Source organism: Citrobacter sp. Cpo037 (genome assembly GCF_030332945.1).
Classification (GTDB): Bacteria; Pseudomonadota; Gammaproteobacteria; order Enterobacterales; family Enterobacteriaceae; genus Citrobacter; species Citrobacter portucalensis.
Window position 1 is genome coordinate 79,924 of the sequence record NZ_JAOWGW010000076.1, and the last position, 14,917, is coordinate 94,840.

12 protein-coding genes and 1 pseudogene are annotated in these 14,917 nt (G+C 54.6%); 9 read left to right on the top strand and 4 right to left on the bottom strand.

Translation table 11 applies throughout. From position 1 onward, the window contains the following. Positions 1 to 29 precede the first annotated feature (29 nt). Positions 30 to 920, bottom strand: coding sequence for a LysR family transcriptional regulator (locus OGX94_RS20225; RefSeq protein WP_003826636.1), 891 nt, complete (start codon positions 918 to 920; stop codon positions 30 to 32). A gap of 101 nt (positions 921 to 1,021) precedes the next feature. On the opposite strand from OGX94_RS20225, the gene OGX94_RS20230 reads away from it, so the two are divergent. Together OGX94_RS20230 and OGX94_RS20235 are read left to right on the top strand one after the other, a co-directional pair. After that, positions 1,022 to 1,432, top strand: a complete 411-nt coding sequence (locus tag OGX94_RS20230) for a CidA/LrgA family protein (protein ID WP_003826638.1) — start codon at positions 1,022 to 1,024, stop codon at positions 1,430 to 1,432. Further along, the gene (locus tag OGX94_RS20235) at positions 1,425 to 2,114 is read left to right on the top strand and encodes an LrgB family protein (RefSeq protein WP_003826639.1); all 690 of its coding nucleotides are present in this window, start codon (positions 1,425 to 1,427) and stop codon (positions 2,112 to 2,114) included. Before OGX94_RS20230 ends, OGX94_RS20235 begins: the two co-directional genes overlap by 8 nt. Positions 2,115 to 2,159: 45 nt before the next feature. Here the strand turns inward: OGX94_RS20235 and actP are convergent, their stop codons facing one another. The 3 genes from actP to acs form a co-directional block, all read right to left on the bottom strand. Beyond that, positions 2,160 to 3,809 (bottom strand): cation/acetate symporter ActP, encoded by a 1,650-nt coding sequence (gene actP / locus OGX94_RS20240; protein WP_003826641.1) that lies wholly within the window; start codon positions 3,807 to 3,809, stop codon positions 2,160 to 2,162. Continuing rightward, positions 3,806 to 4,120: a DUF485 domain-containing protein gene (locus tag OGX94_RS20245; RefSeq protein ID WP_003826643.1), complete on the bottom strand. Its 315-nt coding sequence runs from the start codon at positions 4,118 to 4,120 to the stop codon at positions 3,806 to 3,808. The genes actP and OGX94_RS20245 overlap by 4 nt, the downstream gene beginning before the upstream one ends. A 191-nt stretch (positions 4,121 to 4,311) precedes the next feature. Further along, entirely contained in the window at positions 4,312 to 6,270 is a 1,959-nt protein-coding gene (acs, locus tag OGX94_RS20250; RefSeq protein WP_003826645.1) for an acetate--CoA ligase, read from the bottom strand. Positions 6,271 to 6,704: 434 nt separating this feature from the next. On the opposite strand from acs, the gene nrfA reads away from it, so the two are divergent. From nrfA to gltP, 7 genes and pseudogenes are all read left to right on the top strand, one after another. Next, complete coding sequence (gene nrfA, locus OGX94_RS20255; protein ID WP_003826647.1) at positions 6,705 to 8,141, top strand: ammonia-forming nitrite reductase cytochrome c552 subunit; 1,437 nt, start codon at positions 6,705 to 6,707, stop codon at positions 8,139 to 8,141. A 44-nt stretch (positions 8,142 to 8,185) separates the two neighbouring features. Beyond that, positions 8,186 to 8,752, top strand: coding sequence for a cytochrome c nitrite reductase pentaheme subunit (gene nrfB / locus OGX94_RS20260; protein WP_003826649.1), 567 nt, complete (start codon positions 8,186 to 8,188; stop codon positions 8,750 to 8,752). Beyond that, a complete protein-coding gene (gene nrfC, locus OGX94_RS20265; RefSeq protein WP_003031761.1) occupies positions 8,749 to 9,420 on the top strand; it encodes a cytochrome c nitrite reductase Fe-S protein in 672 nt (223 codons plus the stop codon). Before nrfB ends, nrfC begins: the two co-directional genes overlap by 4 nt. Then, entirely contained in the window at positions 9,417 to 10,373 is a 957-nt protein-coding gene (gene nrfD / locus OGX94_RS20270) for a cytochrome c nitrite reductase subunit NrfD (RefSeq protein ID WP_257662326.1), read from the top strand. The genes nrfC and nrfD overlap by 4 nt, the downstream gene beginning before the upstream one ends. A gap of 8 nt (positions 10,374 to 10,381) precedes the next feature. Continuing rightward, a pseudogene (gene nrfF, locus OGX94_RS20275) lies at positions 10,382 to 12,611 on the top strand (heme lyase NrfEFG subunit NrfF). Further along, the gene (gene nrfG / locus OGX94_RS20280) at positions 12,608 to 13,219 is read left to right on the top strand and encodes a heme lyase NrfEFG subunit NrfG (protein WP_149335865.1); all 612 of its coding nucleotides are present in this window, start codon (positions 12,608 to 12,610) and stop codon (positions 13,217 to 13,219) included. Before nrfF ends, nrfG begins: the two are co-directional and overlap by 4 nt. A 344-nt stretch (positions 13,220 to 13,563) precedes the next feature. Beyond that, positions 13,564 to 14,874 carry a glutamate/aspartate:proton symporter GltP gene (gene gltP / locus OGX94_RS20285; protein ID WP_003826659.1) on the top strand — a complete coding sequence of 437 codons (1,311 nt, stop codon included), beginning with the start codon at positions 13,564 to 13,566 and terminating at the stop codon, positions 14,872 to 14,874. The last annotated feature ends 43 nt before the right edge of the window (positions 14,875 to 14,917 follow it).

A 14,917-nucleotide genomic window follows, 5' to 3' on the forward strand; every position in this document is an offset into this window, starting at 1 on the left:
GCATACCGATGTAGGCCGCATCCGGCATTTTACGACGCTTGCGGTAGCCAAAATCCTTCACAGCATTTGAGCCACGCCTGGGCGCTGTGCGACAGATAAACGCCTTCGCGCCAAATCATGCCCAACTGCCAGCGTAAGTCACTCTCCAGAGGGATCCAGCGCAACGTTTGCTTATCCAGTCGCTGGCAAATCGGCTCTGGTAAAATGGCAATCCCGACTCCGGCTTGTACCATTGCCGCCAGAAAATCCCACTGCCCGCTGCGCACCGCTATGCGGGGCTTGACGTTGTGTTGGCTAAACAGCTCAAGCAATTGGCGGCTCAACGCGAAATCTTCGTTGTAGATAAGCAGCGGATGTTCCGCCAGCGCCTCAGGGGGAATGGATTCGCACGTTGTCCACTGACCGGAGCGAGGAACCAACACGCAAAGTGGATGGCTAAAAAGCGGCAGGGTTGCCAGACCGCTCTCTTCTTCAACCGGCAGCGCGGTCATCGCGACATCCAGGTCACCGTTCATTACCGCCTGCTGAACGGTTAAGCCGCCAAATTCAGAGACCTTCAGCTCCACGCCGGGATAGCGCTGGCGAAACAGGCCGATCGGCCCGGCCATCAACATCCCCACCATGGGCGGGATACCGAGGCGCAGCACGCCCTTGTTGAGGTGATTAATGTCACTGAGTTCCGCTTCAAGCTGGCGAAACTCGGCAAGGATCGCCAGGCCGCGTTCGAAAACGACCTGCCCGGTGTCGGTTAACAGCAGTCGCCGACCGTCGCGGATTAACAGCGTGCAGTTAAGCTCGTCTTCAAGGTTCTTCAACATCTTGCTGATGGTGGGCTGGGTGACAAAAAGCTTCTCCGCTGCGCGGGTAAAGCTCTGCTGACGAACCACCTCAACAAAATATCTCAGCGTTCTGATATCCATGATTATTCCTTAAGACTATGCCTGCAATGAGTTTAATTCATTTCAGTCCTGGACGGGGGCTCTCTATACTGGCGCTCTCTATTTTTTAAGGACATACCCTCATGGCTGTGGCGATAAGCCGCGTGACGCCTGCCGTTATTCATCGACTCCAGATCCCCGTTCAGGTTCTGTTGTATGCAGGTCTCTTTGTATTTGCTCAATATCTTGTCTCCTGGCTGCATCTGCCGCTTCCTGCCAACCTGGTAGGGATGGTGCTGATGCTGGCGTTAATTGTCTGTCGAGTTATCCCGCTGAACTGGATTCGCGCAGGTGCTCGCTGGTTACTGGCTGAAATGCTTCTGTTTTTTGTCCCGGCGGTGGTCGCCGTTGTGAACTACACGCAGCTGTTGCTGGTTGATGGCTGGCGTATATTTGCCGTGATTGCGATCAGTACGCTGATGGTGCTCGGCGCAACGGCGTGGGTCGTGGATAAAGTGTATCGCTATGAAATGCGCAGGCTAAACCGTGAGTAATTTCCAGTTAAGCGTATTGTGTCTGGTGATTACGCTGGGTATCTACTTTGCCAATAAGCGTCTGTATCGCCGTTTTCGTAAATTACCCCTGATGCCATTAGTTCTCACCCCGGCCCTGCTGGTGCTGATGCTGGTTTTCGGCCATATCTCCTGGCAAAACTATATTGGTGAATCGCACTGGTTGCTGTGGCTGTTAGGCCCGGCTACCATCGCCTTTGCCGTTCCGGTGTATGACAACCTTGCCGTGATTAAGCGTCACTGGATGTCGCTGACGGCGGGTGTGGTAACGGCAACGCTGGTGGCCGTCACCAGTTCCGTATGGCTGGCGCGCCTGTTTATGTTGCCTGATGAGATCCAACGCAGTCTGGCGGTGCGCTCCGTCACCACACCGTTTGCGCTGGCGGCGGCAGAACCGTTGGGCGGGCAGCCGGACCTGGTGGCATTGTTCGTGGTGGTGACCGGTGTATTTGGTATGGCGGTCGGCGATGTGCTGTTTTTACGGCTTTCTATTCGTGAAGGGATGGCGAAAGGCGCAGGATTTGGCGCAGCATCGCACGGCGCAGGCACGGCACGCTCTTATGAGCTCGGTCAGCAGGAAGGGGTCGTTGCCAGCCTGGTGATGATGCTTTCCGGCGTGGTGATGGTGCTGGTGGCACCACTGGTGGCGAAGCTGATGTTCTGAGAAAGGATGTAATCCTCCGGCCCGAAAGCCGGAGGAGAAGGGAAGTTAGTGCGCGCGACCTTGTTCTACGCCGTACCCGGTCTGGGAACGGATGAACTGAGCACGGAACTGCTCGCGTTCGCGGTTGCCTTCTTCTGAGTTGTCGGTGGCTGAGAAGAACCAGATCCCGAGGAATGCTACGCTGATGGAGAACAGCGCCGGATACTCATACGGGAAAATGGCTTTTTCGTGTCCGAGGATCTGGACCCAAATCGTTGGGCCAAGCACCATCAGCACAACCGCCGTCAGCAGGCCTAACCAGCCACCCAACATTGCGCCACGCGTGGTCAGTTTTGACCAGTACATGGAGAGCAGAATGATAGGGAAGTTGCAGCTGGCCGCGATAGCAAACGCCAGGCCCACCATGAAGGCGATGTTCTGGTTCTCAAACAGCACGCCGAGCAGAATAGCAATTACGCCCAGCACCAGTACGGTAATCTTCGAGACTCGCAGCTCTTCACGTTCAGTTGCGCCTTTACGGAATACGTTGGCGTACAGGTCGTGAGAAACCGCCGATGCGCCCGCCAACGTCAGGCCGGCAACCACCGCCAGGATGGTGGCAAAGGCCACTGCTGAGATGAAGCCGAGGAACAGGTTACCGCCTACCGCATTCGCCAGGTGAACTGCCGCCATGTTATTACCGCCAATCAGCGCGCCCGCAGCATCTTTGTACGCCGGATTAGCACCTACCAGCATGATTGCGCCAAAGCCGATGATAAAGGTCAGGATGTAGAAATAACCCATAAAACCGGTGGCGTAGAACACGCTCTTACGTGCTTCACGGGCATCGCTAACCGTGAAGAAGCGCATCAGGATGTGCGGCAAGCCTGCCGTACCAAACATCAGGCCGAGACCTAACGACAGCGCGGAGATCGGATCTTTCACCAGTCCGCCCGGACTCATAATGGCTGAGCCTTTCGGGTGTACCGCCATCGCTTCGGTGAACAGATTATTGAAGCTAAAGCCGACGTGTTTCATCACCATAAAGGCCATGAAGCTGGCACCGAACAGCAACAGTACGGCTTTGATGATCTGTACCCAGGTGGTCGCCAACATGCCGCCAAACAAAACGTACATCATCATCAGCACGCCAACCAGTACGACAGCGATGTGATAGTTCAGACCAAACAGCAGCTCAATCAGCTTACCTGCACCAACCATCTGCGCGATCAGGTACAGCGCAACCACCACCAGGGAACCACAGGCGGACAGAATACGGATTGGCCCTTGCTTCAGACGATAAGACGCAACGTCGGCAAAGGTGTAACGACCCAGGTTACGCAAACGCTCAGCAATCAGAAACAGGATAATTGGCCAGCCAACCAGGAAGCCGAGGGAATAGATCAGCCCGTCATAACCCGAGGTAAACACCAGCGCGGAAATCCCGAGGAACGATGCCGCCGACATATAGTCGCCCGCAATCGCCAGCCCGTTCTGGAAACCGGTGATGTTACCGCCAGCGGTGTAGTAGTCATTACGCGAACGTACGCGCTTTGACGCCCAGTAGGTAATGCCGAGCGTAAAGATGACGAAAATCAGGAACATGATAATCGCCTGCCAGTTGGTTGGCTGGCGCTGGACTGCACCGCTAATAGCATCCGCCGCGTTTGCGGCGAAGGGCAGCGTGGCGGCAAGCGCCGTCAGGACTCTCTTCATGATGCTTTAACCTCGTGCAGAACCGCATTGTTCAGGCGATCGAATTCACCGTTTGCCCGCCAGATGTAGATCCCGGTCAGGATGAAGGAGATAAGGATCACACCGACCCCAATCGGAATACCGCGGGTGACGCTGGTTCCCGCGTGTAGCGGAGTACCCAGCCAGCCCGGCGCAAAGGCAATCAATAAAATAAAGCCGATATAAACTGCCAGCATGATGATGGACAGAATGGTGGCAAACCGTTGCCGTTTTTCCACTAACTCCCTGAAACGCGCACTGTCTTCTATCCGCTGATAAATTTGGTCATTCATCACAGAGCTCTCCAGAGGTCCCCTTCGTCTTTCGCGCAGCAGGCATGACCTGGCTGCTGTCGCAGTCCTGCAACGCGAAATCCTTTGGGGGAGGTTTTTTATATTTCCCTCCCGGTGAAGAGAGGGTAGGGTCAGATTTGTAGGCCGGATAAGACGCTTTCGCGTCGCCATCCGGCATTTTCAGGACTTTGTTATGATGGCATCGCGATGGCCTGCTTCTCTTCGAGCAGTTTCTCAACTACGCCAGGATCGGCGAGGGTCGAGGTATCGCCCAGATTGCTGGTATCGCCCGCCGCGATTTTACGCAGAATGCGGCGCATGATTTTGCCGGAGCGGGTTTTCGGCAGTGAGTCGGTCCAGTGCAGCACGTCTGGCGTTGCCAGCGGGCCAATTTCTTTACGCACCCAGTTGCGAACCTCGGCGTACAACTCAGGTGACGGTTCTTCGCCGTGATTCAGCGTGACGTAGGCGTAGATCGCCTGACCTTTAATGTTATGCGGGATACCGACCACTGCGGCTTCAGCAATCTTCGGATGCGACACCAGCGCTGATTCGATTTCAGCCGTTCCCAGACGGTGGCCGGAGACGTTCAGCACATCGTCCACTCGTCCGGTGATCCAGTAATAGCCATCTTCGTCACGGCGCGCGCCGTCACCGCTGAAGTACATATTCTTGAAGGTAGAGAAGTAGGTTTGCTCAAAGCGTTCATGATCGCCAAACAGGGTTCTCGCCTGGCCTGGCCACGAGTCGGTAATCACCAGGTTACCTTCCGTCGCGCCTTCCAGCGGATTACCTTCGTTATCGACAATCGCAGGCTGTACGCCAAAGAACGGACGGGTTGCAGAACCGGCTTTCAGCTCGGTAGCGCCCGGCAGTGGGGTGATCATGAATCCCCCGGTTTCGGTCTGCCACCAGGTATCGACGACCGGGCATTTTTCGTTGCCGATCTTCTTCCAGTACCACTCCCACGCCTCCGGGTTGATCGGCTCGCCAACGGAACCCAGGATACGCAGCGACGAACGGTCAGTACCTTCAATCGCTTTGTCGCCTTCTGCCATCAGTGCGCGAATGGCGGTCGGTGCGGTATACAGAATATTGACCTGGTGCTTGTCCACAACCTGCGACATACGCGCAGGCGTTGGCCAGTTTGGCACACCTTCAAACATCAGCGTGGTTGCGCCGCAGGCCAGCGGGCCGTACAGCAGGTAGCTGTGTCCGGTTACCCAACCCACGTCAGCGGTACACCAATAGATATCGCCCTGATGATAATCAAACACGTACTTAAAGGTGGTTGCAGCGTAGACCAGATACCCGCCGGTGGTGTGCAGCACGCCTTTCGGCTTGCCGGTTGAACCGGAGGTATACAGGATAAACAGCGGATCTTCCGCGTTCATCTCTTCCGGTTGGTGTTCTGAGCTGGCTTTCTCGATAAGATCGGACCACCACAGGTCACGGCCTTCCTGCCACTCCGTTTTACCACCGGTACGTTTGAGGACGACCACATGTTCAACGGTTTTCACGTTCGGGTTTTTCAGCGCATCATCGACGTTCTTTTTCAACGGGATAGCGCGTCCGGCGCGTACGCCTTCATCGGCGGTGATCACCAGGCGTGAATTAGAGTCGATGATACGTCCGGCGACGGCTTCCGGTGAGAAACCACCGAAGATGACAGAATGCACGGCCCCTATGCGGGCACAGGCCAGCATGGCAACCGCAGCCTCTGGCACCATCGGCATATAAATGGCCACCACGTCACCTTTTTTAATGCCTAAATCCAGTAGCGTATTGGCGAAACGGCAGACATCGCGATGCAACTCGCGATAGGTAATGTTTTTGCTTTGGGTAGCGTCATCGCCCTCCCAGATAATGGCGGTACGATCGCCGTTTGCCTGCAGATGGCGGTCAAGGCAGTTTGCGGCCAGGTTCAGGGTGCCGTCTTCGTACCATTTAATAGACACGTTGCCTGGTGCGAAGGAGGTGTTCTTCACCTGGCTGTACGGCTTGATCCAATCAAGAATCTTTCCCTGCTCGCCCCAAAATGTGTCGGGTTCGTTAACGGATTGCTGGTATTTCTCTGCGTACTGCTCCGGATTTATCAGGCAACGATCCGCAATGTTTGCGGGAATAGCGTGTTTATGTATTTGGCTCATGGCTTTTGTTCTCCTTGTAGGATGTTAATAATATGTCTCATAAACGTTAAATGTAGGGGCTTTGAGAGTTTTGTTTAGTATTTGCGCGGCAGATCACGCAATAAACGAATTGTGCAAATTAGCGACAAACTGAATTTTGAAGGGAACTAGCAAAAATTGATCAAATCTCGCGATAACATGCAGTTATCTAAAGGATTGTTGAAAAGGTGATCTGTCTCTGAATTAGACAAAAGAGTGAGAGGTTAGAGGGGTGTTATAACTCTAAAGTGGTATTTTACATACACTTACAATTGATTAAAAACAACATTTTCAGTGTGGTTTCTTGTTACAAATAGGGTGGAGCAATGTCATGACAGTATTCGTGTGGTTGCTGTTGTGGAAAACAATAAAAGAACCGCCATTGCAGATAATGGCGTCATCTGGATGAGACCCCTATGGCAAGGATAAAATCACGCGTACGCCGTTTCTTCAGCCTGTTATTACCTTTATTATTTATTTCTGCTGTTCACGCTGAACAAACTTCTGTACCTGCAAAAACCGTCACCGTTGAAGCGAAGAATGAAACCTTCGCACCTCAGCATCCCGATCAATATCTCTCCTGGAAAGCCACGTCTGAGCAATCAGCCCGTGAAGATGCACTGGCAGAAGATCCGCGTCTGGTGATCTTGTGGGCGGGATACCCATTCTCGCGCGATTACAACAAACCGCGGGGACACGCGTATGCCGTGACCGATGTCCGTGAAACCTTACGTACCGGCGCACCAAAAACGGCAGAAGATGGTCCGTTGCCGATGGCCTGCTGGAGCTGTAAAAGCCCGGACGTAGCGCGTCTTATCCAGAAAGACGGTGAAGATGGCTACTTCCACGGTAAATGGGCGCGCGGCGGTCCGGAAATTGTTAACAACCTCGGTTGTGCGGATTGCCATAATACCGCGTCACCAGACTTCGCCAAAGGCAAGCCAGAACTGACTCTGTCGCGTCCTTATGCAGAACGCGCGATGGAAGCCATCGGTAAACCGTTTGAGAAAGCCGGTCGCTTTGACCAGCAATCCATGGTCTGCGGCCAGTGTCACGTGGAATACTACTTCGACGGTAAAAACAAAGCCGTTAAGTTCCCGTGGGACGACGGCATGAAAGTCGAGAACATGGAGAAATACTACGACAACATTGCTTTCTCTGACTGGACCAACTCCCTGTCTAAAACGCCGATGCTGAAAGCGCAGCACCCGGAGTATGAAACCTGGAGCGCGGGCATTCACGGCAAGAACAACGTGACCTGTATCGACTGCCACATGCCGAAAGTGCAAAACGCGGAAGGCAAGATCTACACCGACCATAAGATTGGTAATCCGTTCGATAACTTCCCTCAGACCTGCGCGAACTGCCACACCCAGGACAAAGCGTCCCTGCAAAAAGTGGTCGCCGAGCGTAAACAGGCCATTCATGACCTGAAAATCAAGGTTGAAGATCAGCTGGTTCGTGCGCACTTCGAAGCGAAAGCCGCATGGGATGCGGGCGCGACTGAAGCGGAAATGAAGCCGATTCTGGAAGATATCCGTCACGCACAATGGCGCTGGGACCTGTCTATCGCCTCACACGGCATTCATATGCACGCCCCGGAAGAAGGTCTGCGGATGCTGGGTAGCGCAATGGATAAAGCCGCTGACGCGCGTACCAAACTGGTCCGTCTGCTGGCGACCAAAGGCATCACGCATGAAATTCCGTTGCCGGATATCTCGACCAAAGAGAAAGCCCAGGCGGCGATTGGTCTGAACATGCAGCAAATCAATGCTGAGAAGCAGGACTTCATCAAAACGGTGATTCCGCAGTGGGAAGATCAGGCGCGTAAAAACGGTCTGTTAAGCCAATAACCCCATTTCGCCCCGCAAGGGGCGGATAACTCAACGGAGTGAATATGAGCGTATTACGTTCGTTATTAACTGCTGGGGTGCTGGCGTCAGGCTTGTTATGGAGCCTGAGTGGAATCACTGCCACGCCAACGCCGCAGGAGTCGGATCAACGCTGGACGGTTACCCAACAGCGTAATCCGGATGCCGCCTGTCTGGACTGTCACAAGCCAGATACCGAAGGCATGCATGGTAAGCATGCGGAAGTCATCAACCCGAATAACAAACTGCCGGTCACCTGCACCAACTGTCACGGCCAGCCGTCACCGAACCACCGTGAAGGGGTGAAAGATGTGATGCGCTTTAATGAGCCGATGTACAACGTGGAGCAGCAGAACAGCGTCTGTATGTCCTGTCACCTGCCTGAGCAGCTGCAAAAAGCGTTCTGGCCGCACGATGTCCACGTAACCAAAGTGGCGTGTGCCAGCTGTCACTCACTGCATCCGAAGCAAGACACGATGCAAACGCTGAGCGATAAAGGACGGATCAAGATTTGCGTCGATTGCCACAGCGATCAGCGTAACAATCCGAACTTTAACCCGGCGTCGATTCCGTTGCTTAAGGAGCATCCATGAGTTGCTCTCGTCGCCAGTTTATCACCGGCGTCGGCGCGCTGGTGGCAGTGAGCGGGACGGCGGGGCGCGTTGTGGCGAAGACGCTGAACATCAACGGCGTGCGTTACGGTATGGTACATGATGAGTCATTATGCATCGGCTGTACGGCCTGTATGGATGCTTGTCGCGAAGTCAACAACGTGCCGGAAGGCGTATCGCGTCTGACGATTATTCGCAGTGAGCCACAGGGTACGTTTCCTGATGTGAAGTATCGCTTCTTCCGTCACTCGTGCCAGCACTGCGACCACGCTCCCTGCGTTGACGTCTGCCCGACGGGGGCATCGTATCGCGATGCCGCCAGCGGCATTGTGGATGTGAACCCGGACCTTTGTGTTGGCTGCCAGTACTGCATCGCCGCGTGTCCTTATCGCGTGCGCTTTATCCATCCGGTGAGCAAAACGGCGGATAAATGCGATTTCTGCCGGAAAACCAACCTGAAAGCGGGCAAACAGCCCGCCTGCGTTGAGTCATGTCCGACGAAGGCGCTGACGTTTGGTAATCTGGACGATCCCAACAGCGATATCTCCCGTTTGTTGCAGCAGAAAACGACCTACCGTTACAAGCTGGCGTTGGGTACAAAACCGAAGGTCTACCGCGTTCCCTTTAAATTTGGGGAGGTGAGCCAATGACATCCGCTTCTGCATTTCATTTTGAATCATTGGTGTGGGACTGGCCCATTGCCATCTATCTGTTCCTGATAGGTATCTCTGCCGGACTGGTCACGCTGGCGATTCTGCTGCGTCGCTTCCATCCGGAGGCGGGCGGTTCGGACAGCACGCTGCTGCGCACTACTCTGGTGTTAGGACCGGGGGCGATTATCCTCGGTCTGTTAATTCTGGTGTTCCACCTGACGCGTCCATGGACTTTCTGGAAACTGATGTTCCACTACAGCTTCACTTCGGTGATGTCAATGGGGGTCATGCTGTTCCAGTTGTACATGGTGGTGTTAGTGCTGTGGCTGGCAAAAATCTTTGAAAAAGAGGTGATTGCCCTGCAACAGCGCTGGCTGCCGCGGTTAGGTATCGTGCAGAAAGTATTGACGCTGATCGGGACTTTCCATCGTGCGCTTGAGACGTTAATGCTGGTGCTGGCAGTTCTGCTCGGGGCGTACACCGGCTTCCTGCTGTCGGCGCTGAAATCTTACCCGTTCCTGAATAACCCGATCCTGCCGGTGCTGTTCCTGTTCTCTGGGATCTCCTCCGGCGCCGCGGTGGCGCTGATCGCCATGGCGTTACGCCATCGTAGCAACCCGCACAGCACCGAAGCGCACTTTGTGCACCGCATGGAAGTCCCGGTGGTATGGCTGGAGATCTTCCTGCTGGCGGCGTTCTTCGTCGGTCTGGCGCTGGGCGATGACGGCAAAATGCGCGCGCTGGCGGCGGCACTGGGCGGCGGATTCTGGACCTGGTGGTTCTGGCTTGGCGTGGCTGGGCTTGGGCTGATACTGCCGATGCTGCTAAAACCCTGGGCCAACCGCAGTTCGACGTTTCATGGCGTGCTGGCAGTGTGCGGCGCCAGCCTGACCGGCGTACTGCTGCTGCGTTTTTTTATACTCTATGCGGGTCAGCTAACTGTTGCGTAAGGTGATATCTGGACGTTCTCCTTCCTGAAGCCGGTTTTCTGGCGCTGTTATTAAGCCTTGGGGTCAACGTGTTGACCCCGCTTGCCGTGTTGGTGGGTGTCCGCCAGCGCTGGCAAGGGGTGATGCGCCTTGCAACGGTGGGCGTGTGGGCGCAATTTACCCTGCTACTGCTGGCTTTTGCCATTCTGGTATTCTGCTTTTTGACCAGCGATTTTTCGGTGGTCTACGTTGCTCAGCACAGTTACAGTCTACTGCCGTGGGGATTAAAACTGGCGGCGGTGTGGGGCGGTCATGAAGGATCGCTGCTGCTGTGGGTGCTGTTTCTTTCCGGCTGGAGCGCGCTGTTTGCTCTTCGCTATCGGCGTGATACCGACGCGCTGTTTCCGCTGACGCTCAGCGTCCTTTCAATGATAACGGCCCTGCTGCTGCTGTTTGTGGTGGTATGGTCCGATCCGTTCGTGCGCATCTTCCCGCCAGCCATTGAAGGGCGCGACCTTAACCCGATGCTGCAACATCTCGGGTTAATCCTCCATCCACCTCTGCTGTATCTGGGTTACGGTGGTTTGATGGTGGCGGCAGGCGTGGCGCTGGCCTCGCTGCTACGTGGTGACTTTAATGCGCAGAGCGCCTGGGTGTGCTGGCGCTGGGCGCTGCCCGGCTGGTGCGCGCTGACGCTGGGAATTATCCTCGGCTCCTGGTGGGCCTATTGCGAGCTGGGCTGGGGCGGCTGGTGGTTCTGGGACCCGGTTGAAAATGCCTCCTTATTACCCTGGCTTTCCGCCAGCGCGCTGCTGCATAGCCTGTATATCACGCGCCAGCGCGGAATCTTCCGCCACTGGTCGCTGCTGCTGGCGATCGTCACGCTGATTTTATCGCTGCTGGGGACGCTGATTGTGCGTTCCGGCATTCTCGTTTCGGTGCATGCTTTCGCGCTGGATAACGTCCGCGCCGCGCCGCTGTTTGCGCTGTTTACCGTGTTGAGTCTGGCGTCGCTCGGGCTGTACGCCTGGCGGGGCCAGCAAGTCCGGCAGAATGCACGTTTTGGCGGTTGGTCACGCGAGATGCTGATTCTGGTTGCGCTGCTGCTCTTTAGTGCGGTGCTGCTGATTGTGTTGATTGGCACGCTCTACCCGATGATTTACGGGCTGTTCGGCTGGGGACGGCTCTCCGTAGGCGCACCGTACTTTAACCGTGCTACGCTGCCCTTTGGCCTGCTGATGCTGCTGGTTATCGTGCTGGCAACGGTCAGAAGCCGCAACGTGTCTTTCCGCATCCAGCTTCCGGCACTGCTGGCGCATGCCGGGGTGCTGATGTTTGCGGCGGGGATCGTCTTTTCCAGCGGTAGCCGTCAGGAGATAAGCCTGAACCTGAGCCCTGGGCAGCAGGTTGAACTGGCGGGTTACATTTTCCGTTTTGAGCGTCTCGACCTGGAAGCCAAAGGTAACTACACCAGTGAAAAAGCGCAGATCACGCTGTGGCACAATGAGAAACGTATTGGCAGCCTGCAACCCGAAAGGCGCTTCTATGCCGCGCGCCGTCAACAGATGATGGAGCCGGGGATCCGCTGGAATCTGATGCATGACTGGTACGCGGTAATGGGTGAAAAAACCGGACCTGACCGCTATGCCATGCGTTTGTACGTGCAGACCGGCGTGCGCTGGATTTGGGGTGGGGGACTATTAATGGTCTTTGGCGCGCTGCTGAGCGGATGGCGAGGAAGGAAGCGTGATGCGTAAATTAATAACAGCGTTGCCGGATGGCGGCGTAAACGCCTTATCCGGCCTACAGGCAGCGCGAACCGTAGGCCGGATAAGCGCAGCGCCTTCCGGCAAAAAATTTTTACTCTTAACGCTCCTCCTGTTTTTCATCACTTTCGCTACCCATGCCCAGGTTGTGGACACATGGACGTTTGCCAACCCGCAACAGCAGGAACAAGCGCTGTCCATTGCCAGCCAGCTTCGCTGCCCGCAGTGTCAAAACCAAAACTTGCTGGAATCCAATGCGCCGGTAGCGGTCAGTATGCGCCATCAGGTTTATAGCATGGTGGCGGAAGGGAAAAGCGAAGCTGAGATCACGACATGGATGACCGAGCGTTATGGTGACTTCGTTCGTTATAATCCGCCGCTGAATGAGCAAACGTTGCTGCTGTGGGCGTTACCGTGCCTGTTGTTATTGCTGGTAGGTGTGGTGGTCTGGCGAGTGAGAAGACGTCAGCATACGGAGGAGGGTGAGCAATGAACCAGTGCGAACCGTCGTTACGCCCAATGCCCATGAAGCGACTGACCGCTGCGGCGGTGCTGATGGTTGTGGCCTGTATTGGAGGCTACCTGTTGACGCCAAAATGGCAGGCGGTTCGTCAGGAGCAGACGCGACTGGCGGACCCTTTACATGCTTTCTCCGATGAAAATATTCAGGAAAAACAGCTGCTTTTGCTGCAATCGCAGATTCGTGCTAATCCACAGGACGGCGTGAAATGGGCGCAACTCGGGGAGTATTATCTTTGGCAAAACGCGTATCACAATGCGCTGCTGGCCTACGAACAGGCGCTGCGTGTCGGCGGTGAAAATGCTGAGATCTATTCAGCGATGGCAACGGTATTGTATTACCAGGCCGGACAACATATGACGCCGCCCACTCGCGAGATGATTGATAAGGCTCTGGCGCTGGACCCGGCAGAGGTCACCGCGCTGATGCTGTTAGCCTCAGATGCGTTTATGCAGGCAGACTACGCCCAGGCTATTTCAGTGTGGCAAAAGGTTATGGATTTAAACTCGCCGAGGGTGAACCGGGCACAGCTCGTTGACTCTATTAATATGGCGAAGTTATTACAGAATCGGCAAAAATAAATTTGTTTTTTTTGTGATTTGTATCATTTGGCCTGTTTAAAAAACAGGCAAACGAACAAATGGGCGAAAAAAACTCACACCATGACTTCTTCATTTTTGAACATATTAAAATTCTTTTATAACAAAAAGTTATTCATCAATACCGCGATAAAATTGCATTTTTATGCATAAAATCAGCCAAAAGCCCTGTTCTTAGAGGGTTGCGCGGAATGCCATGCAGATGATAATGATAATAAGCGTTAAAAAACTCCATAAACGAACGCAACACAATTCATACCCTTTCAGTATGTACTATTCCCACACACCGCATGTGGAATAGCGCTCCATCGAGGAAGTCCGTTGTTATGAAAAATTTGAAAGTCAGCCTGGCATGGCAGATTCTAATCGCCATGGTGCTGGGCATTCTGCTAGGGAGTTACCTGCATTACCATAGTGACAGCCGTGAATGGCTGGTTGTAAACCTGCTGTCACCGGCGGGCGATATCTTTATCCATCTGATCAAAATGATCGTTGTGCCCATTGTCATCTCTACGCTGGTTGTCGGTATCGCCGGAGTCGGTGATGCAAAACAGCTGGGCCGCATTGGCGCCAAAACTATTCTCTATTTCGAAGTGATCACCACCGTGGCGATTATCCTTGGGATCACGCTGGCTAATGTGTTCCAGCCGGGTTCCGGGATTGATATGTCGCAACTGGCGACCGTGGATATTTCGAAATATCAAAGCACGACTGCAGAAGTACAGAGCCACGCGCATGGTTTGATGGGGACAATTTTGTCACTGGTGCCGACCAATATCGTCGCCTCAATGGCAAAAGGCGATATGCTGCCGATTATCTTCTTCTCGGTGCTGTTCGGTTTAGGCTTGTCTTCCCTGCCGGCAACTCACCGCGAGCCGCTGGTTACCGTGTTCCGCTCTATTTCCGAAACCATGTTTAAAGTGACCCACATGGTTATGCGCTATGCGCCAGTCGGCGTTTTCGCGCTGATTGCCGTTACCGTCGCGAACTTCGGTTTTGCCTCCCTGTGGCCGCTGGCGAAGCTGGTGCTGTTGGTGCACTTTGCCATCCTGTTCTTCGCGCTGGTGGTGCTGGGGATTGTCGCGCGTATCTGCGGTTTGAGCATCTGGATCCTGATCCGCATTCTGAAAGACGAGTTGATTCTGGCTTACTCTACCGCCAGCTCCGAGAGCGTACTGCCGCGTATTATCGAGAAGATGGAAGCCTATGGCGCACCGGCTTCAATCACCAGCTTTGTGGTGCCGACCGGCTACTCATTCAACCTTGATGGTTCAACGCTGTACCAGAGTATTGCCGCGATCTTTATTGCGCAGCTGTATGGTATCGACCTGTCGCTGTGGCAGGAAATCGTGCTGGTGTTGACGTTGATGGTGACCTCGAAAGGGATTGCGGGCGTGCCGGGCGTATCATTCGTGGTGCTGCTGGCAACGCTGGGCAGCGTGGGGATCCCGCTGGAAGGCCTGGCGTTTATTGCCGGTGTTGACCGTATCCTCGACATGGCGCGTACCGCGCTGAACGTGGTGGGTAACGCACTGGCGGTGCTGGTTATCTCCAAGTGGGAACACAAATTTGACCGCAAAAAAGCGTTGGCCTATGAGCGCGAAGTATTAGGTCAGTTTGATAAGACCGCCTTGTAGGCCGGATAAGGCAACGCCGCCATCCGGCAACCTTCTCCGGGTT

Bases quoted from the DNA above. Each gene is read 5' to 3' on its own strand.
- acs (WP_003826645.1), bottom strand. From the start codon at position 6,270: ATGAGCCAAATACATAAACACGCTATTCCCGCAAACATTGCGGATCGT.
- nrfB (WP_003826649.1), top strand. From the start codon at position 8,186: ATGAGCGTATTACGTTCGTTATTAACTGCTGGGGTGCTGGCGTCAGGC.
- nrfA (WP_003826647.1), top strand. From the start codon at position 6,705: ATGGCAAGGATAAAATCACGCGTACGCCGTTTCTTCAGCCTGTTATTA.
- gltP (WP_003826659.1), top strand. From the start codon at position 13,564: ATGAAAAATTTGAAAGTCAGCCTGGCATGGCAGATTCTAATCGCCATG.
- OGX94_RS20245 (WP_003826643.1), bottom strand. From the start codon at position 4,120: ATGAATGACCAAATTTATCAGCGGATAGAAGACAGTGCGCGTTTCAGG.
- actP (WP_003826641.1), bottom strand. From the start codon at position 3,809: ATGAAGAGAGTCCTGACGGCGCTTGCCGCCACGCTGCCCTTCGCCGCA.
- nrfG (WP_149335865.1), top strand. From the start codon at position 12,608: ATGAACCAGTGCGAACCGTCGTTACGCCCAATGCCCATGAAGCGACTG.
- nrfD (WP_257662326.1), top strand. From the start codon at position 9,417: ATGACATCCGCTTCTGCATTTCATTTTGAATCATTGGTGTGGGACTGG.
- OGX94_RS20225 (WP_003826636.1), bottom strand. From the start codon at position 920: ATGGATATCAGAACGCTGAGATATTTTGTTGAGGTGGTTCGTCAGCAG.
- nrfC (WP_003031761.1), top strand. From the start codon at position 8,749: ATGAGTTGCTCTCGTCGCCAGTTTATCACCGGCGTCGGCGCGCTGGTG.
- OGX94_RS20230 (WP_003826638.1), top strand. From the start codon at position 1,022: ATGGCTGTGGCGATAAGCCGCGTGACGCCTGCCGTTATTCATCGACTC.